The following is a 23,940-nucleotide window of genomic DNA, read 5'->3' on the forward strand; positions in this document are numbered from 1 at the left end:
CGTGAACTATCTGATGCGACGACTGGCGACGTTTCCTCTCGTCCTGCTTGGCGTGTCCGTCCTGGTCTTCGTTGCGATCCGGATGGTGCCGGGCGATTCAATCACGGCGATGCTGGGTACCGAAGCCGGCCTGCTGACGCCGGCGCAGCGGGATTCGCTCGCCGCCTATTTCGGCATCGACCAGCCCTGGTTCATCCAGTACTGGCGCTGGATCGGCGGCATCATGCACGGCAATCTCGGCATCTCCGTCACCTATGGCAGGCCGGTGCTCGACGTCATCCTCGAACGTTTCCCGCTGACGCTAGAGTTGGCCGTCCTGTCGATGATCATCGCGCTCATCGTCGGCTTGCCGGCGGGCATCTTTGCCGCCACGCACAATGAGAAACTGTCGGACCTCGGGGTGCGCATCGCCGCCATGATCGGCCAGTCAACGCCGAGCTTCGTGCTTGGCCTCTTGATCATCTACACGCTGTCGGCCGGCTTCGGCGTGCTGCCGGCGATGGGCGAATTCGCGCCGCTCTGGCAGGATCCCTTGCGCAATCTCAGCCAGCTGATCCTGCCCGCCATCACGCTCGGCTTCGCTTTCGCCGCGTCGGTCACCCGCATATCGCGCTCGGCCATGCTCGACGTTTTGAGCGACGATTATGTGCGCACCGCCCGCAGCAAGGGCGCGTCGGCGCGCAGCGTCATCTGGCGGCATGCCTTGCCCAATGCGCTGATCCCGGTGGTGACGCTCAGCGGCATCGAGTTCGGCTATCTGCTGGGCGGCGCCGTCATCGTCGAGCAGATTTATGCCTTGCCCGGCCTCGGGCGCATGGTGCTCGACGCCATCCTGCAGCGCGACTACGCGCTGGTGCAGGGAGCCGTGCTGTTCATCGCCTTCAACTTCATGATCGTCAATCTCCTGGTCGACCTCGCCTATGTCGCGCTCGATCCGCGCATCCGGCTGGGAGAGCAGTGATGCGCATCCTGCGCGCCATTTTCGGTCATGGCAGCGGCCGCATTGGCGGCGTCATCGTCGGCGTCTATTTGCTGATCGCCATCCTCGGCCTGTTCGGGCTGACGCCGCACAACCCGATCACGCAGTTCCGCGTCGACCGGCTGCACGCACCCAATGGCGCCTACTGGATGGGCACCGATTTGTTCGGCCGCGACGTCGCCAGCCGGCTGATGGCGGGCGTCGGCCAGTCCTTCACGGTCGCCTTCTTTTCGGTGGCTTTCGCCACCCTCGCCGGCACCGTACTCGGGCTGGCTGCCGCCTGGCTCGGACGCCGCTGGGATGGCGTGGTAATGCGCATCATGGATGTGCTGCTGGCCTTCCCGGCGATCCTTTTGGCCCTGCTCATCGTCACGGTTGCGGGGCCTGGCACATGGACAAGCGTCGTCGCCATCGGCATCGTCTACACGCCGATCTTCACCCGCGTGGTGCGCGGCCCTGCTTTGTCGCTCAAGGCCCGCGAATTCGTCGACGCCGCGCGCACCTTTGGCAGCAGTTCGTTCTACATCGTCACGCGGCATTTGCTGCTCAATCTGGTGGCGCCGCTGACCGTGCAGGTGACGCTGGCGCTGGCCTGGGCGCTGCTCACCGAAGCTGGCCTGAGTTTCCTCGGGCTCGGCACGCAGCCGCCCGCGGCATCACTTGGCCTGATGCTGAGCGACAGCCGCAATCTGATGGAGACCGCGCCCTGGCTGATGATTTTTCCGGGCCTGACCATCATGATCAGCATCCTCGGCTTCAACCTGCTGGGTGACGCCTTGCGCGACATCCTCGACCCCAGGATGCGGAGGGCGCCGGCATGACGCCGCTTCTGTCCATCCGCGATCTTCGCGTCGGCTTCGGCCGCAATCCACAGGCCAATGAAGTGGTGCACGGCGTCAGTTTCGACCTCGCTGATGGCGAGACACTGGCCATTGTCGGCGAAAGCGGCTCGGGCAAATCCGTCACCGCGCTGTCGATCAACCGGCTGATCGATTTCGGCGGCGGTCGCATCACCGGCGGTTCGATGACACTGAAGCGCGCCGGTGGCAGCCTCTTCGACCTGATGACTGCCACCGAACCGCAGCTGACCGGCATTCGCGGCGCCGAGATCGGCATGATCTTCCAGGAACCGATGACCTCGCTAAATCCGGTGCTGACCATCGGCACGCAGATCGAGGAATCGTTTCGCCTGCACCGCGGCCTGACCGGCCGGCAAGCCACGGCGGCGGCCAAGGATGCGCTCGACCGCGTCCGCATTCCCGATGCCGCAAGGCGGCTGAAATACACGCCCAACCAGCTGTCGGGCGGCATGCTGCAACGGGTGATGATCGCCATTGCGCTCGCCTGCAATCCCCGCCTGCTGATCGCCGACGAGCCGACGACGGCGCTCGACGTCACCGTGCAGGCGCAGATCATGGCGCTGCTGGCCGAACTGAAGCGGGAAACCGGCATGTCGATGATCTTCATCACCCATGATATCGGCCTGGTTGCCGGCATCGCCGACAAGGTGATGGTGATGCAGAACGGGCAGGCCGTCGAGCAAGGCGAGTTGAACCAGATCCTCGACCGGCCACGGCATCCCTACACGCAGCACCTGCTGCAGGACGTGCCGCATTTCGCCAAGGGAAGCGCGACCCGCGCGGACGGACAACGCGACAAGGACACAAGCTCAGAGCCCGCCTTGAAGGTCGACGGCCTCGTCGTGCGGTTCCCCCTCAAGAGCAATTTCTTCAGCCGCGCCACCGGCGCGGTGCATGCCGTCGACGGCGTCGACTTCGACCTGATGCCGGGCGAAACGCTGGCGATTGTCGGCGAAAGCGGTTCCGGCAAATCGACCACCGCGAAGGCGGTGCTCGGGCTGGTCCGCTCAACGCGCGGCAGTTTCTCTGTCGGCGCCCGGGCGGCCTCGGCCGAGCACAGCGCCAGGCCCGTGCAGATGGTGTTCCAGAACCCCTATGCCTCGCTCAATCCGAGGCTGACCATCGAAAGCATCCTGGCCGAACCAGTCATCGCCACCGGCGGCCCTGTGAATGCGGGAACCCGGGCCAGGATGGCGAGCCTGCTCGAACGCGTCGGCCTGCCTGGGAATAGCCTGGAGCGCTATCCGCATGAATTCTCCGGCGGCCAGCGGCAGAGACTGTGCATTGCGCGTGCGCTGATGCTCAACCCGTCCGTGGTTGTGCTCGATGAAGCAGTGTCGGCGCTCGACGTCTCGGTGCAGGCCAAGGTGATGGAGCTGCTGGTCGACCTGCAGCGCGAGTTTGGGCTGGCCTATCTCTTCATCTCGCACGACATGGCGGTCGTCGAGCGGATCGCGCATCGCATCGCCGTCATCTATGCCGGCCAGATCGTCGAGATCGGCGACGCCGCCTCGGTGCTGTCGAAGCCGAAGCATTCCTATACGAAGAAGCTCATCGCTGCTGTTCCGACCATCGACCGGCGGCGTGAGCATTTCGAGATCGACACGCGTCAGGTGCCGTCGCTGGTGCGTCCGCAGGGGTTTGAGCCGGCGCCGGCGCGGTGGGAGCAGTTTGGCGGGGATCATATGGCGAGGGTGGAAGGGTGATTGACGGTGCCCTGGGATATCCGAGGTTGGCGGGACAGCACCCCCCTCTGCCCTACCGGGCATCTCCCCCGCAAGGGGGGAGATCGGATGTCGCCTCGGCTTTCGCCAATCTCCAATGTTGGAAGGTTGGCGGAACATCAACGCTGCCGATCTCCCCCCTTGCGGGGGAGATGTCCGGCAGGACAGAGGGGGGTGTGACGGATCGCAGCCTCTCCGATGGAGTCAGCCAGTGAGCGACTTCGCCCCACTCTTCGACCGCGCGTTCCAGCCGCTGGAAACTGCGGTTTCCAGCAAGCGCATTCCCGGCGGCGTGCTCGGCATTGTCGACAAAAATGGCAACCGCATCACCAGGGCAATCGGCTCGGCGCAACTCGTGCCCAAGCAGCGCCCCATGCAGGTCGAAACCTGGTTCGACCTGGCGTCCCTGACCAAAATCATCTTCACCACGCCGCGCATCCTGGCGTTGGCGGGGGACGGCGTCATCGATCTCGATGCGCCGCTGATCTCGGTGCTGCCCGACTTGCGCCAATATGATGCCGAGGCCTGGGAACGGAAGGTGACGTTTCGCCAGTGTCTCGGACACCAGACGCCGTTTCCCGCCGTCGAGCCGATCTACACTTACGGGCGGGACCCTGACCTGCTGCGCGCCTTCATCCTGCAGCGCGAATGGCGACCCCGTGATCCCGTTTATTCCGACATCAATTTCATCCTGCTCGGCTTTGCGCTCGAGCGGCTGTCGGGCAAGACCATCCGCGACATGGATCCCGGCCCTGGATTTGCCTGGTCCACCGAGCCGGATGTCGCCGCGGCGACCGAGGACTGCACCTGGCGCCACCGAGTTCTGTCCGGCGAGGTGCATGACGACAATTGCTCGGCGCTGCAAGGCGCCGGGCATGCCGGTCTGTTCGGAACAGCCGCTTCGGTGCTGGATTTCGCGCAACGGCTGCTGACCGGCGCTTCCGAACAATCGATCGCGCTGATGCGCACGCCCTTGTCTGCCACCCGCACCCATGGCTGGGAGCGTCCTTACGACGGCTGGTCCGGCGGGACCTTGTGCAGCCCGGGAACCATCGGCCATACCGGCTTCACCGGCACCGGACTGTGGATCGACTTCGACAGAGGCAAGGCCTGGACCTTGCTCACCAACCGGATCCATCCGACACGTCATTTCGACAGTGGAATCGTTTCGCTGCGGCAGACGGTCGGCGATCTCGTCAACGGACTTTAGGAGCTAGATGATGGAACCAATCTGGGCCGTCGGCCTGATGACCGGCACCGTGCTTGACGGCAATATCGACGTCGCGCTGATCAAGACCGACGGCGAGCGCATCGATGATTTCGGCACCTACCGGCTGATGCCCTACCCCCAATCGATCCGCACCCTGCTGGAAGAGACGCTGACAGCGGCCAGAGCCTGGAATTTTGTCGGACCCGAACCGGCGATCTTTCGCAAGGCCGAGGAAGCATTGACGCGCGCCCAGTCGGCGGCGGTGAAGGAATTGGTCGAAGGCTATGGGATGACGATGGCCGATATCGGCGTCGTCGGCTTTCACGGCCAGACGGTGCTGCATCGCGCGCCGCAGGTCGGACGGCTCGGCCAGACCCGGCAGCTCGGTGACGGCGAACTGATGCACGCCATATTGGGCACCAAGGTTGCCTATGATTTCCGCTCGGCCGACATGCGCGCCGGCGGGCAAGGCGCGCCCTTGGCCGCCGCCTATCACACCGCGCTGATGCGCAGCGCCGGCGCCAGTGGCGAGGTGGCCGTGCTCAATCTCGGCGGCGTCGCCAACATCACCTGGTGGGACGGCGCCGACAATGTCGTCGCCTTCGACACCGGCCCCGCCAATGCGCCGCTCAACGATTTCATCAAGTCGAAGGGGCTCGGCGAAATGGACCGCGACGGCGCACTCGGCCGTGCGGGAACGGTCGACGAGGCAAGGCTCGGCAAGCTGTTGCAGCACCCTTATCTCAGTAAGCCCTATCCCAAGTCGCTGGACCGTTTCGATTTCGGCGCAGCCATGGCCGACGGCCTCAACGCCGAGGATGGTGCCGCCCTGCTCGCCGCCTTCACCGCCGGCGCCGTCGGCAAGGCGCTCGACCTCTTGCCAAGCCGGCCAAAAAAGCTGGTGGTCAGCGGCGGAGGTCGCCACAACCCGACGATGATGGCAATGCTCGCCAGCCGCGCCGGTGTCGAGGTGGTGGAAGCCGAAAGTCTCGGCTGGAGCGGCGACGCAGTGGAGGCCGAGTGTTTTGCCTTCCTGGCGGTGCGCGTGCTGCGCGGCCTGCCAATCAGTTTTCCAAGCACCACCGGCGCGCCGCAGCCAATGCGCGGTGGAAAGCTCGCCGGCTAAGCCAATTTCTTCTGCAGGAAGATGCGGCTGCGGCCGACGGGGAAATCGGTCAGCGAACCGAAGGGCTGATAGCCTTGGCGCTGGTAGACTTTTGCCGCGTTCGGATTGAAGGTGTCGATCCAGGCGTTTTGGCAGCCGCGCGCCACGGCCTCCTTCTCGGCCGCGTCCAGCATCTGGCCGGCCATGTGCTGGCCGCGCAGCCTTTCATCGACCCACAGCCATTGCACGTAGAGCCAGCCCCAGGCGGTGTAACCCGACATGCCGGCGACGACGGTGCTGTCCTCGTCACGCACGAACACCGCCAGGGCCTTTCTTTGAGACGCGCCGACATCGCCATCGTTGAATGCCGTCAAGCGTTCGCCGAGAAAGGCGAGTTCTTCCGGCAAGGGGTTTGCGGTCGTTTCGAGTGTCGTCTTCATGACTCTTTCCGGAAGGCTCGGCTGGATGGGAATGGAGCGTTACGAAGGGCAAGGCCCTTCCGCAATTTCTATGTCTGCTCTCGAACAGGGTGCGGATCGCCGCCATTGCGGAATTCGGACGCGGCAATGCCGTAGCGCTTGAGCTTGTCGTAAAACGTCTTGCGCGGCACGCCGAGCGCGTCGATGGCGCCGCGCACATCACCGCCATGATCGCGCAGCGCATCGCGGATAAGCTGCGCCTCGTAATGGCCCACGCGCTCGGGCAGCGAGGCGGTCGCTGGCTCCGATGATTGCGAGGGAACCGCCCTCGTCTCGTCGTCAGGCCCAAGGCCAAGTGCGACGCGATCGGCAAAATGCGCGAGCTCGCGCACATTGCCCGGCCAGGCATGCGACTGGAGATGGTCGCTGACCGCGGCATTCACCTTGGCGACCGGCCGGCTGAAGCGTTGCGCCGCCTTGCCGAGGAAATGGCCGAACAGCATCGGGATGTCGCCGCGCCGCTCACGCAGCGGCGGGATGCGCAGCGTCACCACGTTGAGGCGGAAATAAAGATCCTCGCGAAAATCGCCGCGCTGGTCCGGCCGGCTGAGATCGACCTTCGTCGCCGCCACGACCCTCAAATCGAGGCGCCGGATCTCGTTCGAGCCAAGCGGCGTGAGGCTGCGCGTCTCCAGCACCCGCAGCAGCTTGACCTGCAGGGCCGGCGGCATGGATTCGATTTCGTCGAGGAACAGCGTGCCGCCACTGGAATGCTCGACGCGGCCGATCCGCCGCCGCTGCGCGCCGGTGAAGGCGCCGGCTTCGTGGCCGAACAGCTCGCTTTCGATGACGGTCTCCGGCAGCGCGCCGCAATTCAGCGCCACGAAGGGTTTGGCGCGGCGCCGACCCCATCTGTGCAGCAGGTCCGCCACCACTTCCTTGCCGGTTCCGGTCTCCCCTTCCACCAGCACGTCGACATCCATGTCGGCGATCTGGCGCAAGGTTTCGCGCAGGCGCCTTATGGCAGGCGCTTCGCCGATCAGCGGCAGGCCGTCGGCGGCCAGAGCCGCGGCTTCGCGCAGCCGCCGGTTCTCCATCACCAGCCGCCGCTTCTCGCTCGCCCGTTTCAGCGCCTCGACGAGGCGATCGCCGGCATAGGGTTTCGGGATGAAATCGTAGACGCCGTCCTTGAGTGCCGCCACCGCAAGATCGACATCGCCATGTCCGGTGACCAGGATCACCGGTATATCGGGATCGATCGCCTTGATGCGATCGAACAGCTGTAGGCCGTTCATGCCCGGCATGCGGATGTCGCTGACGACCACGCCGTCAAAGTCCCTGTCGACGACGGCAAGTGCGGCTTCGGCGGCATCGCGCGCGACCACCGTGAAGCCGGCAAGCTCGAGCAATTGCGTGGTGGCGTGCAGCAGGTCGGCATCATCGTCGACGAGCGCCACCCGTCCTGATCCCTGCGTCATTCAATTCGCCTCAAATCGATGGTGAAGGACGCGCCTGTGGCGCTGTCGGGATCGAGCTGCAAGGTGCCGCCCAATTCCTGGGCAATCTCCTGCGAGATCACCAGTCCGAGGCCGAGCCCCTTCTCCTTGGTGGTCTGGAACGGCATGAACAGATTGCCGGCCGCTTCCGGCCCGAGGCCGGGGCCGTTGTCGCGCACCGAAATCAGCACCCTGTCGTCGCGCTCGGCAATGTCGATCTCGATGCGAGGATCGGGCTGGTCCTTCATGGCGTCCAGCGCGTTCTGCAACAGGTTGACCAGGATCTGCTCCAGCCGGATGCGGCTGGCCATCACCATCGGTGAGGCGCTGCCGCGCGGCTTGACGATGGTGACGCCGGAATCGCGGATGCGGCCGGACAAAAGCGACAGCGCGCCGTCGATCGCCTCGCGCACCGGCAAGGGCGAGGCCGCAGTGCCGGGCCGGCGGGCGAACGTGCGCAAGGTGCTGGTGATGGCGCCGATGCGTTCGGTCATCGAGACGATCGAGGTCAGATTGCCGCTTGCCGGTTCGGTCTTGCCGGTTTCGAGGAAGCGTCCGGCATTCTCGGCATAGGTGCGGATGGCGGCGACCGGCTGGTTGATCTCATGCGCCACGCCGGCGGCGATCTGGCCGAGGATGGAAAGCCGGTTGGCCTGGGCGAGATCGTCGCGCAGCCGGCGCACTTTGGCTTCGGCGCTCTCACGCTCGGCGATTTCGCCGGCAAGCGCTGTGTTGGAGCGCGTCAGCTCGGCCGTTCGCGTGGACACCCGGCTTTCGAGTTCCGCATTCATGCGCGCCAGCGCCTCCTGCCGCAGCCGGCGGGTGCGGCGGCGCCTTGTGAATACGTAGGCAAGCAGGCCGGTCAGCAGCAGCCCGAGCAGCGTCGTCAGGCGCGCCGTGTTGGCGGCGGACGAGAGGGCGGCGTCGGCGGGCGTCAAGAGCCAGAGGCGCCAGCCAGGGACCGCACCCGGCAGGTCCTGCACCACCTCGACGAACTGGCGTGGCTTTCCCGAACTGTCGATCGTCATCAGGCCATCGCCGGCGCCGCGTCGTATCGGCAAGGGTTCGAAGGCGGCATCCGTCAATTGCAGCTGCTCATGGGCAGCGGCGGCGTCTTCGGCGGAGAGCGGCGCCAGCGCGTGAAACCGCCATTCGGGCTGGCTGGTGGCCAGCACCACGCCGCGTTCGTCGGTGACGAAAACGAGGAACCCGCTGGAGCGCCAATTGGCTTCGACGCCGTCGAGTTCGACCTTCAGCACCGCGACACCCAGCGGCTTGCCGTTGTCGTCGACGCGGCTCGAAAGATAGAGACCCGGCCGGCCGCTGATCGTGCCGAGGCCGTACTGGCTGGCAGAGCCCTTCGCCATGGCCTCGTTGAAATAGTGGCGAAAATTATAGTCGATGCCGACAAAGCTCGTCGGCTCGCCGGCGTTGCTGGCGGCGATTGCGATGCCCGCCGTATCGATGACATAGATGGCGGATGCCGAGGCATCGCCGGCAATCGCCTTGAGCTTGTCGTTGAGGGCCGCTTCCTGCATCTTCCCGGCCCGGCGCAGCGCCCCGCGCACAGCATCGTCGCGGGCCAGCACCAAGGGAACCAAGCGCTGCTTTTCGATTTCGCCGGTCAGCGTTCCCGCTGCCAGCGGCAAAGCGGCAAGCGCTGTGTCGCGGAGGTCATTGGTCGCCTGGCCAGAGGCGACGCGCCCGGCAATGGCGATCGCGCCGGCCAGGATCGCAAGCGCGATGACGACGACAAGCCAGCGGCCATCGCGCAGCCGGGCCATCGCCTCGCGCAGCAGTTCGCGACCAGCAAACCCTGTGGGACCGCTATCGGTGCCTGCTTGCGGCGTCTGCCCTCTCCCTGTTCTCGCTTTGACGCAATTCCCAAGGGAAAGCGCTACGCGCTTTTCCCGGGAAAACCGCTCACACTTTTCCTGGAATTGCTCTAGCGGCCTCGCTGCCACTCTAATGCGAAATTCCGCCCAGGCAAACGCCTCCTGTGCGGAAATCCGCACACGCATCCACCGAAGGCCACTCAAGAACGCCCGGAATCCCGGGATTCCGGGCTTTCCCCGATCTGGCACAGCGCTTGCAAAACTCCTTCCAGCGGCGGGCGACCGGAACGCCGCGATGGGAGAAGTCACGCAGGGCGGGTTCCGTCCATCCGGCCAGGGAGAGATCGATGCACATCGCAGACCAATCGGGCGCGCCTGCCGCGCAGCGCAAGCCCCTCTATGCCCAACTCTACGTGCAGGTGCTGGTGGCGATCACCGTCGGCATCCTGCTCGGCCACTACTATCCGTCTGTTGGCGAGAGCATGAAGCCGCTCGGCGACGCCTTCATCAAGCTGGTCAAGATGATCATCGCCCCGGTCATCTTCCTGACCGTCGCGACCGGCATTGCCGGCATGAGCGACCTGCAGAAGGTCGGCCGCGTCGCCGGCAAGGCGATGCTCTACTTCCTCACCTTCTCGACGCTGGCGCTGATCATCGGCCTTATCGTCGCAAATGTCGTGCAGCCGGGCGCCGGCTTCAACATCGACCCGGCGACGCTCGATGCCTCGACCGTCAACACCTATGCCGCCAAGGCGCATGACCAGTCGGTCACCGGCTTCCTGATGAACATCATCCCCGGCACGATCGTCGGCGCCTTCGCCGATGGCGACATATTGCAGGTGCTGTTCTTCTCGGTGCTGTTCGGCATCGCGCTGGCGCTGGTCGGCGACAGGGGTGCACCGGTGCTCAACTTCCTGCAGGCGCTGATGGCGCCGATGTTCAAGCTGGTCAGCGTGCTGATGAAGGCAGCCCCCATCGGCGCTTTCGGCGCCATGGCCTTCACCATCGGCAAATACGGCATCGGCTCGGTCATCAACCTCGCCATGCTGGTCGGCACCTTCTACGCGACGTCGCTGCTGTTCGTGTTCGTCGTGCTGGGCGCCGTCTGCCGCTACAACGGCTTTTCCATCCTGTCGCTGCTGCGCTACATCAAGGAAGAGCTGCTTTTGGTGCTGGGCACCTCCTCGTCGGAAGCCGCCCTGCCCTCGCTGATGGAAAAGATGGAAAAGGCCGGCGCCAAGCGCTCGGTGGTCGGCCTGGTCATTCCGACCGGCTATTCCTTCAACCTCGACGGCACCAACATCTATATGACACTTGCCGCGCTGTTCATCGCCCAGGCGACGAACATCCATCTGTCGATCGGCGACCAGATCCTGCTGCTGCTGGTGGCGATGCTCTCGTCCAAGGGTGCTGCCGGCATCACCGGCGCCGGCTTCATCACCCTTGCCGCGACGCTTTCGGTGGTTCCCTCGGTGCCGGTCGCCGGCATGGCACTGATCCTCGGCGTCGACCGCTTCATGTCGGAGTGCCGGGCGCTGACCAACTTCGTCGGCAATGCCGTCGCCACACTGGTTGTCGCCCGTTGGGAAGGCGAGCTCGACGAGGCCAAGCTGGCCAGGGCTCTGGCCGGAACGGTCGACGACAGCCTGCCGGCGGATGTCGTTCCCGCCGAGTAATACGCGCAACCGTATGGCAATACCAAATGGCCGGAGGCAGCGATGCCTCCGGCCACTTTTTTACCTTGACGTGTCAGCCATTGAAATCCCTCCGCGCTTCCGGGAACGTGCTTGGACCGACAGGCATGCGGGCCGCCAGGCTGCCATCGTCGAACAGGACAAGGCTGGCGGCGCCGACCAGCCCGGCATGGCGGCCGAGCTGGGCCTGCACCACCGGCACGTCACGATAGGCGCGCATGGCGCGTTGCCGGATGGTCACCTCGATGACGGGATGCATCAGGTCGAGGCCATTGGCGATGCCGCCGCCGACGACCAGCACGTCGGGCGAATAGAGATGCAGCAAATTGGTGAAGCCGACGCCCAGCCAGCGCGCCTCCTCCTCGAGCAGGGCCGCAGCGAGGTCGTCCTGCAGCCGCGCGGCCTCGACCACGTGACGGCCCGTGACCTCGCCGTTGGCCGAGAGGCGGCGCAGCGTCGAGCCATCGAAGGCTGACGTCGCGGCGTTGGCGCGGCGGCCAAGTGCGGTGCCCGAGGCGATGGCCTCGAAGCAGCCGACGACGCCGCAGACGCAGCGCTCGCCCTCGTTGGTGATGGTCATATGGCCGATCTCGGCGGCCAGGCCGCGGCGGCCATGCAGTATGCGCCCGTCGGCAACGACACCGCCGCCAATGCCGGTCGAGACCGTGACGAAGACCAGTGAGCGCGCGCCATGGCCGGCACCGAAGCGCCATTCGCCAAGTGCTGCCGCGTTGGCGTCGTTCTCCAGCCGCACCGGCAGGCCGAGCCGGCGCTCGAGGATATCGGCCAGCGGCACATCCTGCCAGCCGGCGAGCGTCGGCGGCCCGACGGCGATGCCGGCCAGCGGATCGAGCGGTCCCGGCGCACCGACGCCAACGCCGACAATGGCGAGGCCCGGCGCCTCGGCATGTACGGTCGCGGCCAGCGCCTCGATCTGGCCGATCACCACGTCAGGGCCGGCCTGCGCCTGCGTTGGCACCGCGGCGAAGGCCAGGATCTTGCCGTCGCGGTCGACCAGCGCGGCACGAAGCTCGGTGCCGCCAAGATCGATCGCGAGGGCGGCTTCAGTGGTCATGCCGCAACCTTCAGCCCATGCAGCCAGCCGATGCGGCCGGCGAGATCCTTGTCACCAAAGGCGAGCGAACCCAGAACCACGGTTTCGGCGCCGGCGGCACGCAGCAACGGCACGGTCTCGTGGCGGATACCGCCGTCGGCGGCAAGCACGACCGCAGCCTCGCGGCCGGCCTTTCTCAGGATCGCACGGGCGGCGCCCAGCCTGTCGCAGGCTTTCTCCGACAGGCTCTGGCCCTTGACGCCGATCGCAGTGCCAAGAAGCGTGACGAAGGCGACCTCGGAGACGAAAGGCGTCACCGCCTCGACCGGCGTCTCCAGCCTGAGCACGACACCGGCTTCGGCGCCGAGCTCGCGCGCCAGCCGTACTGTGCGCAGTCCCGCCTCGCCGTTCTCGGCATGGACGCTGATCATGTCGGCGCCGGCCTCGATGAACTGGCGCGTCTGCGCCTCGACGATCGAGGCATCGACCATCAGATGGACATGGATGGGCTTGGCCGTCAGCCCGGCGATGCGGGCGACGAGATCGGGGAAGAACAGGAAGGACGGCGCGAAATGGCCGTCCGCCACATCGATGTGATGCAGATCGACATGGGGCTCGATACGCCTGAGGTCGCTCTCGAAATTGGCAAGATTGGCCGACCAGAGCGAGAATTCGGCGATCAGACGATCGTGCGGCAATGCGGCGATGGCGGCCGGGCCTGACAGGGGTTTGGAAGTCATGATTGGTCCTGATTGTTGAAATTTCTGTCGAGAAAGCCGCCGATGGCGGCGCGGATTTCGGCGAAGTGGCGATCCTTATCTGTGGCTTTCGGCGTCACCTCTGCGAAAGCGGCATTGGGGATGGTCTCGGCAAGCTTGCGGGCGGTCGCCAAGGGATGGACGAGATCGATGCCGCTGCCGATGACCAACGTGGGTATTGCGAGACCAACGGCTTCCGCCCGCGTCACGCCGGGCCCATCATTTGCGATCGCCTGCATGACCTCGGCAAAGACAGCAGCGTTTTCGCGCCCGAAGAAGCCGAGCAGCGAGGCGAGATTGTCCGGCGCCTCTGTGCGAAAGCGGGCTGATGTCGCGGAGGAAGCGAAGGCGTCGCGGGCTTCAGCCAGCGGAAGCCGGCGGATGAGTTCCGCCACTTCGACATAGGGGCGCATGTTTTGTGGCGCCGCGTCGAAGGCCCAGGCTGGGCGCACCAGCACCAAGCCGAGGACACGGTCCGGGTGGCGAGAAGCAAGGTGCAGCGCGATCGCCGCGCCCATCGAAATGCCGCCGGCAACGAAGCGGTCGAGCCCAGCCGCATCGGCGGCGGCCAGCACGTCATCGGCGAACATCGCGATCGAAAACGGACGCTTGCTGCCGGCGCTGGAAGCGCCTTGCGCGCGGCATTCGACGGTGAGCCGGCGGCGCGACGGGCCGTCGGGAAAATTCTGCGCCACCTGGGCGGCATCGCCGCCGAGACCATGCTGGAAGATAACGGGAAGCCCGCCCTGCCCGGTGTCGAAGACACGAAGGGCGGCATCGTCGCGCAGCAGGATCGTCGGCGCGGTGGCCATCAAAGCAGCCCCCGCAGGAAGGCGGCCACATCGGGCGCCTCATCGGCGGACAGCCCGTGCGTGACGAGCGCGCCGTCGAAACGCACGGCCTTCAGCCGCGCGACGAAATCCGGGAAATCGACGATGCCTTGTCCTGTCGTGGCGAAGCGGCCGTCACCATGCCGATCCTTGGCGTGCGCCAGGGCGATGTGACCGGCGGCCTCGCCGATCGCGGCGGCAACGATGGCGCGCGCCTCGTCCGGCGTCGCGTGCTCGAACAGGTTCGCCGGATCGAGCACGATCTTCAGATGCCTGGAGCCCATGTCGGCGATCAGGCGCGTCGCGTCCCTGGCCGAGGTGACGATGTTGGCCTGCTCGGGCTCGATGCCGAGATCGACACCGGCATCCTCGGCCAGTGCCAGCGCCTTCGCCATCTCGGCAGCCATGTCGAACCAGGCAGAAGGTGTGGCATTTTCGGGATGATAGGCCCATTGATCAGCGATATTGCGCGAGCCGGTGCAGAGCGTGACCAGCGGGATGCCGAGGGATGCTGCCGTCTTGATGACGACGCCAAGACGGCGAAGACCATCGTCGCGTACCGCTCTGTCGGGATGCGCCATGTTGTAGGTGCCCGACAGTGCGGCGAGTGAAACACCGGTCGACTGCGCGGCGGCACGGATGCCTTCGACAGTCTGCTCTGGGACAACATCCGGCATCGACGGCAGCCCGGCGCAAGCGAGGTTGAACTGCGTCGTCTCATATCCGGCCTGCTTCACCGCAGCCAGCACGGCGGCCGGCTCGATGCCCGAAAAAGTCTTGGCGAAGATGCCGAGACGCATCAGACCGCACCCGAAACCGAGGTGAGTTCGACCCGCTCGCCGGTCTCAACTGAACGGGCAATCGCCACCATGGCGCGGATCGAGGCGATGCCGTCTTCGACATTGGCGCCGCGCATCGGCGTGCCGTTCAGCACCGTATCGGCGAGGCCTTCCAACTGGCGGCGGAAGAAATGGCCGTCGGCGCCGAGCGGTTTGCGCGAGGTCGCGTCCTTCTCATGGAAGATATCGACCTCGCTGGCGCGGAAGTACCAGGGGTTGAAGGTTTTCGCGATGACCGACCCGTTCTCACCATAGAGCTGGAATCCTTCGTGCCAGTCCATGCGCACGGCGACGGTCAGATCGAGATGGCCGAGCGCGCCGCTGGCGAATTCGGTCTCGACGAACCAGCAATAGGCGCCGAAGCGTTCGTTGAGGCGCGCGCGCACGGCAGTGATCTCGCCGCAGAGGAAGCGCGCCGTGTCGACAAGATGCGAGCCGTGCGCCAGCATGAAATATTGCCTGAGATCGGCCTTCGGATTGCCGGCCGGTTTCCTCGCCAGCTTGCTGGTGACGGGCAGCGGCTGCACGGCATCGGTGTTGGTGTAGCGGTGGGTGGAATCGCAATACCAGGCCTTCAGCGCCAGCACCTCGCCCATCTCGTCGCGGACGAAGTCGCGGGCCGCCTCCAGCGCCGGGTCGAAGCGCTTCATATGTCCGACCTGGAGCACCTTGCCCGAACGCTTCACGGCCGCGGCCAGTGCCTCGCCTTCCTCGACGGAGGTACCGATCGGCTTTTCGCAGAGAACATGCTTGCCGGCGTCGAGCGCCTTGATCGACATCGGCACGTGATAGGCATCCGAGGTGGCGACGATCACCGCCTCCAGCTCGGGATCGGCGAGCATGGCGTCGTAGTCGGCATACATCTTCTGCGGCTCGTAGGTGGCGCCCATGCGGGCGAGCAAATCGGGGGCCGCGTCGCAGATGGCGTAGAGATCGGCATTGCCGGCTTTGGCGCAGGATTGCAGATGCGCGAATTGCGCGATGGGGCCGCAGCCGAGCACGCCGACCCTGAGGCGTCTGTCTTGTTTCTTGATCATCGTCTCGTTCTTCAGGCGCCGTAGCTGCGCATTGTCTGGCGGTTGGTCTTGACCGCGCCGGCGGGATCGGCGGCGGCCGTGTCGGATTCCTCTTCGAGCACCAGCCAGCCATTGAAGTTCGGCGCGGTGTTCGCGATCTCGATGACCGCTGGCGTGTCGCAGACGCCTTCACCAAGCATCGCCCATGTGCCGTTGGCGTCGACGTCCTTGAGGTGGATGTAGCGGATGCGGTCGCGATAGGAGCGCAGCGTGTCGGCCATATCCTTATGGCCGCGCAATATGTGGCCGGTGTCCGGCACCCAGCCGACCAGATCGCGGTCGAGCAAGGCAAAGATCCTGTCATAGTCGGCGCGGTCGAACAGCAGCGTGTTGTGGTGCGAGCTCGGATGCACCGCCACCTGGACGCCGGCCTTGCGGCCGAGCTCACCGGCCTTGTTGTAAACCTCGGCGGCGATGGCGAACTTGTCGTCGCGCGGCCCGTCGGACACCACGGTTGCCGAACCCATCGACACCAGCGCACCGGGAAAGGCGGAGGCGAAATCGATCCAGCGCTTGGCGGTGTCGAGGTCGGCGCCGATCTGGTCCGAGAGCGTGAAACCGCTGTTCGAGCCGAAGGCGAAGGAGACGAGCGTCAGGCCGGACGATTTCAGCGCGGCGGCGAACTCCGACGGCCGGTCGGCGTAGCGGCCGATCATGGTGTCGGTGATCTCGATGCCGGAGTAACCGCCATCGGCGATCGCCTTCAGCAGATCGTCGGGGCCGCCGGTGAACCGGTCTCCCAGCATTTCCCAGGTGAAGGTCTGGCAGCCGACTTTGAGGTCTTTCACGTTCATCCTTTCAATCCTTGATACCGCTTATTACTTGATGCCACTCTGCGTCGCCGTGGGAGGGACATCCTATTTGACCGAGCCCGCGGTCATGCCGGCGAGGAAGTACCTCTGGGCAACGAGGTAGATGAGCAAGAGCGGTAGCGAGCCGAGCACGCTCATCGCCATCATCTGGTTCCATTCGAAGGCGTGCTGCCCCATCAACAGCTGGATGCCGATCGGGACGGTGCGCATGGACGTTGACTTCGTCAGCGTCAGCGCAAAGAGAAATTCGTTCCAGCACAACAGGAATGTGTAGACCGACGTCGCCACGATACCGGGCAGTGAAATTGGGACGACCACCCGCCAAAGCGCTGTCCAACTGGTGCCGCCATCGACAGCCACGGCTTCATCGAGATCGCGGGGCAAGGTGTTCAGATATCCCGTCATCAGCAGGATCGCGTACGGCAGCGTAAACACCAGGTAAGTCAGGATCAGTGCGACGTAGGTATCGAAGATACCGTATGAGACGACAAGCCCGAAGAAGGGGATCAAAAGTGTGATCGGCGGAATCGTCTGCGTGCTGATGATGAGTGTGTTCAGGCTGCCCTTGCCGCGGAAGTTGAAGCGGCTGAACCCGTAGGCCGCCAGCAAGGCGATCAGCACTGTCAGCACGGTCACCGTTCCCGCCACGAAATAGCTGTTGAAGAAGAAGCGCAGCTTTACCGGATCGCCAAGGATGGCTGCATACGCTTCCAGCGTGAAGGCCTTTGGCAGGATGGTTGGTGGCAGGGCAAAGATTTCGGTATTCGATTTGAACGAACTGCTCAGCATCCAGTAGATCGGGAATGCCGCGAAAAAGAGCCCCGCTGCAAGCGCTACATGGAGCGCGACGGTGATCAGCCTGTCTTTCGGCGTATGCCTTTTCCTCATGGTGACTACCGAGCCTTTTGATAGCGAATATAGAACAGCGTCAGGCCGAGAGAGATCAACAAGATGACCACAGCGCTCGCCGAAGCCTGCGACAGGTTGTAGCTCGAAAACGCCAGCTTGTACGTGTAGGTGCTGAGGACCTCGGTCGAGTAGATCGGGCCACCGCCCGTCGTTATCCAGATTAACGGGAAGACCTGCATGGTCCAGATGAAGTCGAGCAGCGAGATGCTGATGATGATCGGCATCAGCTGCGGGATGGTGATGAAGATCAGCTTCTGGTAGGCCTTCGCCCCGTCGATATCGGCGGCCTCGTAGAAATCCTTGGGAATGCCCTGCAAGCCTGCGAGCAGGCTGACCATGAAGAGCGGATAGCCCGCCCAGATATTGGCGAAGGTGACGGCGTGCAGCGCGGTCTCAGGCGAGGAAAACCACTCGACCTTGGAACCGATGATGCCCAATTGCATGAGAATGCTGTTCACGACACCGTTCGGCTCAAGCAGGAGGCGCCAGATCACCGCGATGATCACTGCGGTGAACAGCCAGGGCAGTATGTAGAGCACGCGCAGAATATTGCGCAGCGTCGGATTGATGCGGTCGCTGTTCAGCATGAGCGCGAAGGCCATGCCGATGGTCATGTGGAAAATGACACTCATGCATGTGAAGTAGAGCGTGTGCCACAGCGAAGCCCAGAACACGGGGTCGTCGAAGATCGCCTGGTAGTGTTTCAGTCCGGCAAAGGACGGGTCGCGACGCAGCACCGCGCTGTTCTGGAACGAGTAGGCAATCACCGTCACCATCGGCAGCAGCATCAGAAGCCCGATTATGAGCAGCGAGGGCGACAGATAGAGGTAGGGTGCGACCGCTCGTTTCAGCTTGTGGTGGGAGCGCTTTTGCCGGGTCATGTGCCAACCTTGGGATACGCCTTCAAGAGAAGGTAAGCTTCTAAAACAGGTCCATCTCAAATTGCCGATCCGTTGGTGCCGGGTGGCCTGCCCGAAGTCAGGCCACCCGGTCGAAGAAACGGGAACAGGCCGATCAGAATTTCGCCATCCAGCCCTTCTGAGCGGCGGCTGCGGCTTGTTCCGGAGACTGCTCGCCGGCGAGCATCTTCTGGGCTTGCACGTCGAACTGGGTCATCAGGTCTTCAGCCACCGGCAGGCCCGTGAACTCGTTGGCGAGATAACCGGTCTTGAAGATCTCGAAAGCCTTGGCGAAAGCCTTGTCCGAGGTCACGAAATCGGGCTTGGCGTTAACGTTGCCCGGGAAGGCGTTTGCAAGCGACACGAGCTTGGCGTTCACCTTTTCACTCATCAGGTATTGGACGAGTTTCCAGGCCTCTTCCTGATGTTTCGAGGCAGCAGAGATACCGATGCCCCAGGAGGCATAGGGAAGGCCGCGCTTGCCCGTATAGCCCTCCACGACCGGGACCGGGATGAGGTCGAAGTTCAGCTTGGGATTGCGCTTGCGGATGAGGTTCACATGCGCGAGCGAGTCGATCATCATCCCGACGCGGTCGTTGACGAATTCCTCGACCTTTTCCTGTTCGGTCTTGGTGGCGATGCCGGGCGAGATGGTGCCCGCGTCATTGAGCGATTTGACGAAGGTGAGCATGTCCACCACGGGCTTGCCCTCGAGAGCGGGCTTGCCGTCCGCCATCATCGACTGACCCGATGCCCAAACCCACGACATCATGTCGTTCTGGACGCCGGATGGCGTTTGCAGCGACAGGGGCAGCACCCAGCCATACTGGTTCTTGTCGGCGTGCGTCATCTTCTTGGCGGCTTCGAGAAATTCCGCACGGGTCGACGGCAGCTTGGTCACGCCTGCCTGGGCGGCGAGGTCCAAATTCACGAAGACAGGATAGACGAAGGAAGCGACGGGAAACATCACCGCCTTGCCGTCCACCTTGATGATGTCCGCGACTTGGGCTTTGTCGAACTTGCTCGCATCCATCATCGGGTTCATGTCGGCCAGCGCACCCTGCGCGTTCAGATTGTTCACCCAGGCGCCGTCGAGACCGACGACGTCGCTGAGCGTTCCGGTTGCAGCACCAACCGAGATCTGGTCTCGCGTGGTCGCGTAGGGGCCGCTGACCAGCGTCACCTTGATGCCGGGATTCGCGGCCTCGAAATCGTCCATGATTTTCCGCAAGGAGCCTGCGGGCAGCTCAGGCTCCCACCATTGGGTGAATTCCAGCGTGGTGTCCGCCATTGCCGCGGTTGCGCCAAGCAACCATGCTGCCGCGGCTATTTTCAGCATCGCGGGCTTTATCCGAAACGTCATTTTTTTCTCCTCCTTCTCTAGGATCGACCGCACAATGCAGCCGATCGTCTGCTTCATTCAGAAGTCTTCTTACGCGTACTTTCGCAGGCGCCTCGCTCTCGCCTGCGGGCTCTGCCACAATTCTTCAGATCGCCAGATGCGTCTCGGGATCGAAGAAATGGAGCTTGGTATCATCCAGGGCCAACCGGATTTCCGAACCGGAGCGGACTGTGCTGTCCGGTTCGAATCTCGCCACCGCATTCGACGTCAGGCCGAAATCCTGCACCGCGTCGGGGTCGCCGGAGTCCACCCGGACCGCGTCGATGTTCAGATGGACGATATGTTCCGACCCGAGTTCTTCGATCGAGGTCACCTTTGCCGGTATCGTCTGATACTTGCGGCCGGATTCGAGGCTGCTGTCATAGAGATCCTCCGGTCGTATCCCGAACACGACCTTGCGCCCCGCATACGACTTCAAACCCGGCCTGCGCACGAAGGCTGCATCCTGCAGCCGAATGGCAAAGGCGCCGGACATCAGTTCGCCGCCCGTCATGGTCGCCTCGAAAAGGTTCATCGAAGGAGAACCGATAAAGCCGGCAACGAAGGCGTTCACCGGCGATTCGTAGAGCCTCTTCGGTGTGTCGACCTGCTGCAGCACGCCGCCCTTCAGCACGGCGACCCTATCACCCCATCGTCATCGCTTCGGTCTGGTCGTGCGTCACGTAAATGGTCGTCACGCCGAGTTGCTTCTGCAGGCTGGTGATTTCGGCACGCATTTGCACGCGCAGTTTCGCGTCCAGATTGGAAAGGGGTTCGTCCATGAGAAAGGCGGCCGGCTCGCGCACCATGGCGCGGCCCATGGCAACCCTTTGACGCTGTCCGCCGGAAAGGTTGGCGGGTTTGCTGTCCAGCAAAGACGTCAGCTGAAGGGTCTTGGCGATCTCGTCCACGCGCTTCTTGCGTTCGGCCTTCGGCTTGCCTGCCAGCCGCATCGAAAAGGCGATGTTTTCGAACACAGTCATATGCGGGTAGAGCGCGTAGCTCTGGAAGACCATCGCAATGTCGCGGTCCTTGGGCGGCATGTCGACGACGTCGGTACCGCCGATCCGAAGGCTGCCGCTGGTGATGTCCTCCAATCCCGCGATCATTCGCAACGCGGTGGATTTGCCGCAGCCGGACGGCCCGACGAGAATCAAGAACTCGCCGTCCTCGACCGACAGGTTCAATTGGTCGATTGCGCGAAAATTGTTCCCGTAGGTTTTGCAGATATTCTCAAGAATGACTTCTGCCATCTTCCTCCCTCCACAAGTCTAAGCCGCTGATTTTGTTATTCTCCTTGGCTTATATTTTCACCTGTGAAAATGTTTCCTCGGATAGTTTCAGGCTATGTTCCGGTATCGAGTTGCGCATATTTCAGTTCGAATGCCGACGGCGCGTTCGTCGATGCCAGGAGTTCCGTGACCTGGTCGTCGGTCGGAAGCGCCTCGCGCCCGCCACGCCCCGTTATCGAAAGGGCGGCCGCCGCGGCAGCGAATGCCACCCGGCCTGCGGTGTCGGCGCCGCGCGTCAATGCATGGGCGTAGGCGCCGTGAAAGCAGTCACCGGCGCCGGTCGAGTCGACGACGGCAACCCGGTGCGGCGGCAGGTGCCAGAGCCGTGTGTCTTCACGCCCGCGATAGTACACGCCCCTGCCGCCATCGGTCAGAACCACGGCGGATCGCGACGGCGACCACAATGCATCGAGCATCTCGGCGGGCGATCGGCACCCCGTGGCAGTCCGCGCAAAGCCGAGCGGAAGAATGAGATGGTCGCAGAGAGCGATCAGCCGCTCCGTGGCTGGGCCGCTGCTCCATTCGATATCGCCGAGGATCGCAAGGCCGAGATCGCGAGCCCGAGCCACGACATCCATCGACCGGATCGCGTAACTGTCGACGATCAGGACGGTCGCGCGGCTGAGGACCTCGTCTGAGAAATCCGGCGTGGTGCCCAGCATCGCGTCGTCGTCATATGCGATGAACCGCTCTCCGTCCGAGCCGACCGTGATGCGTGAGCGTACCGGGCGCGCGTCTGCGTGGCGCGGCGCGAACGCGGTTTCAACACCGCTCTCAATGAGATCGCACAGCACGGCGTCGTCCGCGGCATTGCCCAGCCATCCGACGAACCCGGCGCTTCCGCCGAGCCGCGCGACGGCGGCAAGGGCCGTCGCGACATTTCCCCCGAACGCCCGGGCACTTTGCAGAACCTTCCCCTTGCCCGCCGACAACGGCTGATCGACATAGACGATGTCGTCGATCGCAATAGCGCCGAAGCCGAGGATTGAAGGGACGGTGGGCATCGTTCAGGCACCCGCCTTCGCCAGGGCGTCTTGCGCCGACAGGCCGTCATGGATGACGCCCCGAAAGGCAATCGCTGCCTTTTCCGGATCGCCATGCCCCCAGAGATTGCGGCCCACCACGGCACCGCGCGCGCCGGCACGGATGGCGTCCGCCGTCTGCTGAAGGGCGCCGAGCAGCGTGTCGGTCTTCGGACCACCGGCGATCACAACCGGCACCGGGCAGGTCCGAACGGTCTCTCGAAACGACTCGAAATCGCCCGTGTAACCGATCTTGATCACGTCGACGCCGGACTCGTAGCCGATGCGTGCCGCATAGGCGATCTCGTCGGGGGTGAAGACGATTTTTGCTCCGTCGGTGAAATCGCGAGGGTAGATATGCGCCACCACCGGCATGCCGTAGCGGGCCGCCGCGTTGACCGAGTCTGTCAGCCAGCGAATGTATTTGCCCTCGGTCGCGCCGCGCACCGGAATGGCCACGGCCAACGCATCTGCGCCCGCGCGCACCGCATCCTCGGGCGTTGCAATCAGTTCACTGATGCGATCGTCCGGGGTGAAGCAGCCGGCCTGAATCACCAGGGAAGCCTTGCCCGCGTATTGCGGCCACAGATGGCGCGCGGTGCCAGGCTGGATGCTGACGTAGTCGGGTTTGCCCACCATGACGCGTGCAAGCGCGCCCGGCAGGTCGGCAAGACCTCCTTTGCGCACGTCGCCATAGCCGACAAAGTGGTCGACCGCGCCGCCAAAAAGATTCCCCGATGGATGTGAGAAGAGGCGCGCCAGGCGCACCTTGGTTCCGAGGCTCATGAGTCCAAAACTCTCCAATCGATTGACTTCAAAATCCTGGACCCAGTGTTTGCGAAAGAAAGAATAAATGCAATCTTTCGAAAGCTTTCGAATTCGCCTATTTTTGGTGGAGTGAACCGAGGCCAGGGCGATCGCTTGGCGCATGGAGGCAAGGACAGGGCAATGTTGTCAGAGCAGAGACGCCAATCGATCCTGGGTGAAGTGCAACGCAGCGGACAGGTTCGCATCAAGGACCTGTCAGACGATTTTGGCGTGTCGGAAGTCACGGTGCGCTCCGACCTCGAGATACTGGACCGCAAGGGACTGCTGACCAAGACCCGTGGAGGGGCGGTGACCCGGACCACAGATTCGACCACGGCCGCGTTCGCCCGGCGGATGCAAACGAACCTCGATGCAAAGAAACGCATCGCCCGGGCAGCAGTAGAACTGTTCGAGGACAACCAATCGGTCATCTTCGACGGCGGCTCGACATTGATGCAGGTTGCCATGCTGTTACCGCCGCTCAGCAATGTCGTGGTCGCGGCCACGGCGATGAATATCGTGCAGCATCTGATGCATCGGCCCGGGCTCGACGTTCACATGATCGGTGGCCGGGTCTATCCTGACACGGTGAGCACGCTGATCACCGATGCCGACACGGCTCTCGGCGGCTTGGTGGCGCATCAGGTCTTTGTTGGAGCGCATGCGATTGACTCGTCACTGGATGTGGTCGACGTGAACGAAGATATGGCGCGAACGAAACGAAACCTCGTGCGCATGGCCCGGCGCGTTGTCCTCCTTGCGGATTCGAGCAAATGGGGCGTCAGCGGAACCTCCAAGGCATTTTCGCTGTCGAGCGTCGATGTCGTGATCACAGACGATGGCCTGTCCGACCCGATACGCAGCCAGCTTGATAGGATCGGGGCCAAGGTGATCTATGCCTGACCCCGTCGCGGTCCCTGGCCGCGACGGAAATATCCA

General features: G+C 64.0%; 21 protein-coding genes and 1 pseudogene. 7 read left to right on the forward strand and 15 right to left on the reverse strand.

The features are described from left to right. The first annotated feature begins 1 nt into the window (after position 1). The 5 genes from DBIPINDM_RS07525 (at position 2) to DBIPINDM_RS07545 (ending at position 5,899) form a co-directional block, all read left to right on the forward strand. Positions 2–961, forward strand: a complete 960-nt coding sequence (locus tag DBIPINDM_RS07525; RefSeq protein ID WP_258585144.1) for an ABC transporter permease — start codon at positions 2–4, stop codon at positions 959–961. Further along, on the forward strand, positions 961–1,800 hold the full coding sequence (locus DBIPINDM_RS07530; RefSeq protein ID WP_258585145.1) for an ABC transporter permease: 840 nt from the start codon (positions 961–963) through the stop codon (positions 1,798–1,800). The genes DBIPINDM_RS07525 and DBIPINDM_RS07530 overlap by 1 nt, the downstream gene beginning before the upstream one ends. Continuing rightward, positions 1,797–3,545, forward strand: a complete 1,749-nt coding sequence (locus DBIPINDM_RS07535) for an ABC transporter ATP-binding protein (protein WP_258585146.1) — start codon at positions 1,797–1,799, stop codon at positions 3,543–3,545. Before DBIPINDM_RS07530 ends, DBIPINDM_RS07535 begins: the two co-directional genes overlap by 4 nt. A 229-nt stretch (positions 3,546–3,774) precedes the next feature. Continuing rightward, the gene (locus DBIPINDM_RS07540; protein WP_258585147.1) at positions 3,775–4,773 is read left to right on the forward strand and encodes a serine hydrolase domain-containing protein; all 999 of its coding nucleotides are present in this window, start codon (positions 3,775–3,777) and stop codon (positions 4,771–4,773) included. A gap of 10 nt (positions 4,774–4,783) precedes the next feature. Further along, the gene (locus DBIPINDM_RS07545; RefSeq protein ID WP_258585148.1) at positions 4,784–5,899 is read left to right on the forward strand and encodes an anhydro-N-acetylmuramic acid kinase; all 1,116 of its coding nucleotides are present in this window, start codon (positions 4,784–4,786) and stop codon (positions 5,897–5,899) included. Here DBIPINDM_RS07545 and DBIPINDM_RS07550 read toward each other — a convergent pair. The 3 genes from DBIPINDM_RS07550 to DBIPINDM_RS07560 form a co-directional block, all read right to left on the reverse strand. Beyond that, positions 5,896–6,318 (reverse strand): GNAT family N-acetyltransferase, encoded by a 423-nt coding sequence (locus tag DBIPINDM_RS07550; RefSeq protein WP_258585149.1) that lies wholly within the window; start codon positions 6,316–6,318, stop codon positions 5,896–5,898. The two genes, DBIPINDM_RS07545 and DBIPINDM_RS07550, sit on opposite strands and share 4 nt — an antisense overlap. A 68-nt stretch (positions 6,319–6,386) precedes the next feature. Continuing rightward, positions 6,387–7,775: a sigma-54-dependent transcriptional regulator gene (locus tag DBIPINDM_RS07555; RefSeq protein ID WP_258585150.1), complete on the reverse strand. Its 1,389-nt coding sequence runs from the start codon at positions 7,773–7,775 to the stop codon at positions 6,387–6,389. Continuing rightward, positions 7,772–9,577, reverse strand: a complete 1,806-nt coding sequence (locus DBIPINDM_RS07560) for a sensor histidine kinase (RefSeq protein WP_258585151.1) — start codon at positions 9,575–9,577, stop codon at positions 7,772–7,774. The genes DBIPINDM_RS07555 and DBIPINDM_RS07560 overlap by 4 nt, the downstream gene beginning before the upstream one ends. A gap of 398 nt (positions 9,578–9,975) precedes the next feature. Between DBIPINDM_RS07560 and DBIPINDM_RS07565 the strand changes: the two genes are divergently transcribed. Further along, the gene (locus DBIPINDM_RS07565) at positions 9,976–11,304 is read left to right on the forward strand and encodes a dicarboxylate/amino acid:cation symporter (protein WP_258585152.1); all 1,329 of its coding nucleotides are present in this window, start codon (positions 9,976–9,978) and stop codon (positions 11,302–11,304) included. Between the two features lie 73 nt (positions 11,305–11,377). On the opposite strand, the gene DBIPINDM_RS07570 is transcribed toward DBIPINDM_RS07565, so the two are convergent. The 12 genes and pseudogenes from DBIPINDM_RS07570 to DBIPINDM_RS07625 all read right to left on the reverse strand — a co-directional run bounded on the left by DBIPINDM_RS07570 (position 11,378) and on the right by DBIPINDM_RS07625 (position 22,980). Beyond that, entirely contained in the window at positions 11,378–12,397 is a 1,020-nt protein-coding gene (locus tag DBIPINDM_RS07570) for an ROK family protein (RefSeq protein ID WP_258585153.1), read from the reverse strand. Continuing rightward, positions 12,394–13,116, reverse strand: a complete 723-nt coding sequence (locus DBIPINDM_RS07575) for a ribulose-phosphate 3-epimerase (RefSeq protein WP_258585154.1) — start codon at positions 13,114–13,116, stop codon at positions 12,394–12,396. Before DBIPINDM_RS07575 ends, DBIPINDM_RS07570 begins: the two co-directional genes overlap by 4 nt. Continuing rightward, a complete protein-coding gene (locus tag DBIPINDM_RS07580; RefSeq protein ID WP_258585155.1) occupies positions 13,113–13,946 on the reverse strand; it encodes an alpha/beta fold hydrolase in 834 nt (277 codons plus the stop codon). The genes DBIPINDM_RS07575 and DBIPINDM_RS07580 overlap by 4 nt, the downstream gene beginning before the upstream one ends. After that, a complete protein-coding gene (locus DBIPINDM_RS07585; RefSeq protein WP_258585156.1) occupies positions 13,946–14,764 on the reverse strand; it encodes a sugar phosphate isomerase/epimerase family protein in 819 nt (272 codons plus the stop codon). The genes DBIPINDM_RS07580 and DBIPINDM_RS07585 overlap by 1 nt, the downstream gene beginning before the upstream one ends. Then, on the reverse strand, positions 14,764–15,840 hold the full coding sequence (locus tag DBIPINDM_RS07590; RefSeq protein WP_258585157.1) for a Gfo/Idh/MocA family protein: 1,077 nt from the start codon (positions 15,838–15,840) through the stop codon (positions 14,764–14,766). Before DBIPINDM_RS07590 ends, DBIPINDM_RS07585 begins: the two co-directional genes overlap by 1 nt. A gap of 11 nt (positions 15,841–15,851) precedes the next feature. Next, complete coding sequence (locus tag DBIPINDM_RS07595) at positions 15,852–16,673, reverse strand: sugar phosphate isomerase/epimerase family protein (RefSeq protein ID WP_258585158.1); 822 nt, start codon at positions 16,671–16,673, stop codon at positions 15,852–15,854. Positions 16,674–16,736: 63 nt separating this feature from the next. Beyond that, positions 16,737–17,579 carry a carbohydrate ABC transporter permease gene (locus DBIPINDM_RS07600; protein WP_258585159.1) on the reverse strand — a complete coding sequence of 281 codons (843 nt, stop codon included), beginning with the start codon at positions 17,577–17,579 and terminating at the stop codon, positions 16,737–16,739. A gap of 5 nt (positions 17,580–17,584) precedes the next feature. Continuing rightward, the gene (locus DBIPINDM_RS07605) at positions 17,585–18,481 is read right to left on the reverse strand and encodes a carbohydrate ABC transporter permease (protein WP_027041242.1); all 897 of its coding nucleotides are present in this window, start codon (positions 18,479–18,481) and stop codon (positions 17,585–17,587) included. A 133-nt stretch (positions 18,482–18,614) separates the two neighbouring features. Further along, positions 18,615–19,862 carry an ABC transporter substrate-binding protein gene (locus DBIPINDM_RS07610; RefSeq protein ID WP_027058377.1) on the reverse strand — a complete coding sequence of 416 codons (1,248 nt, stop codon included), beginning with the start codon at positions 19,860–19,862 and terminating at the stop codon, positions 18,615–18,617. A 124-nt stretch (positions 19,863–19,986) separates the two neighbouring features. Continuing rightward, positions 19,987–21,133, reverse strand: a pseudogene (locus DBIPINDM_RS07615) (ABC transporter ATP-binding protein). Between the two features lie 92 nt (positions 21,134–21,225). Further along, positions 21,226–22,176 (reverse strand): PfkB family carbohydrate kinase, encoded by a 951-nt coding sequence (locus tag DBIPINDM_RS07620; RefSeq protein WP_258585160.1) that lies wholly within the window; start codon positions 22,174–22,176, stop codon positions 21,226–21,228. A 3-nt stretch (positions 22,177–22,179) separates the two neighbouring features. Next, positions 22,180–22,980 (reverse strand): class I fructose-bisphosphate aldolase, encoded by an 801-nt coding sequence (locus DBIPINDM_RS07625; protein WP_023756676.1) that lies wholly within the window; start codon positions 22,978–22,980, stop codon positions 22,180–22,182. A 162-nt stretch (positions 22,981–23,142) separates the two neighbouring features. Here DBIPINDM_RS07625 and DBIPINDM_RS07630 point away from each other — a divergent pair, with 162 nt between their 5' ends. Next, a complete protein-coding gene (locus DBIPINDM_RS07630) occupies positions 23,143–23,904 on the forward strand; it encodes a DeoR/GlpR family DNA-binding transcription regulator (protein WP_258585161.1) in 762 nt (253 codons plus the stop codon). The last annotated feature ends 36 nt before the right edge of the window (positions 23,905–23,940 follow it).

This window comes from Mesorhizobium sp. AR02, from assembly GCF_024746835.1.
Classification (GTDB): domain Bacteria; phylum Pseudomonadota; class Alphaproteobacteria; order Rhizobiales; family Rhizobiaceae; genus Mesorhizobium.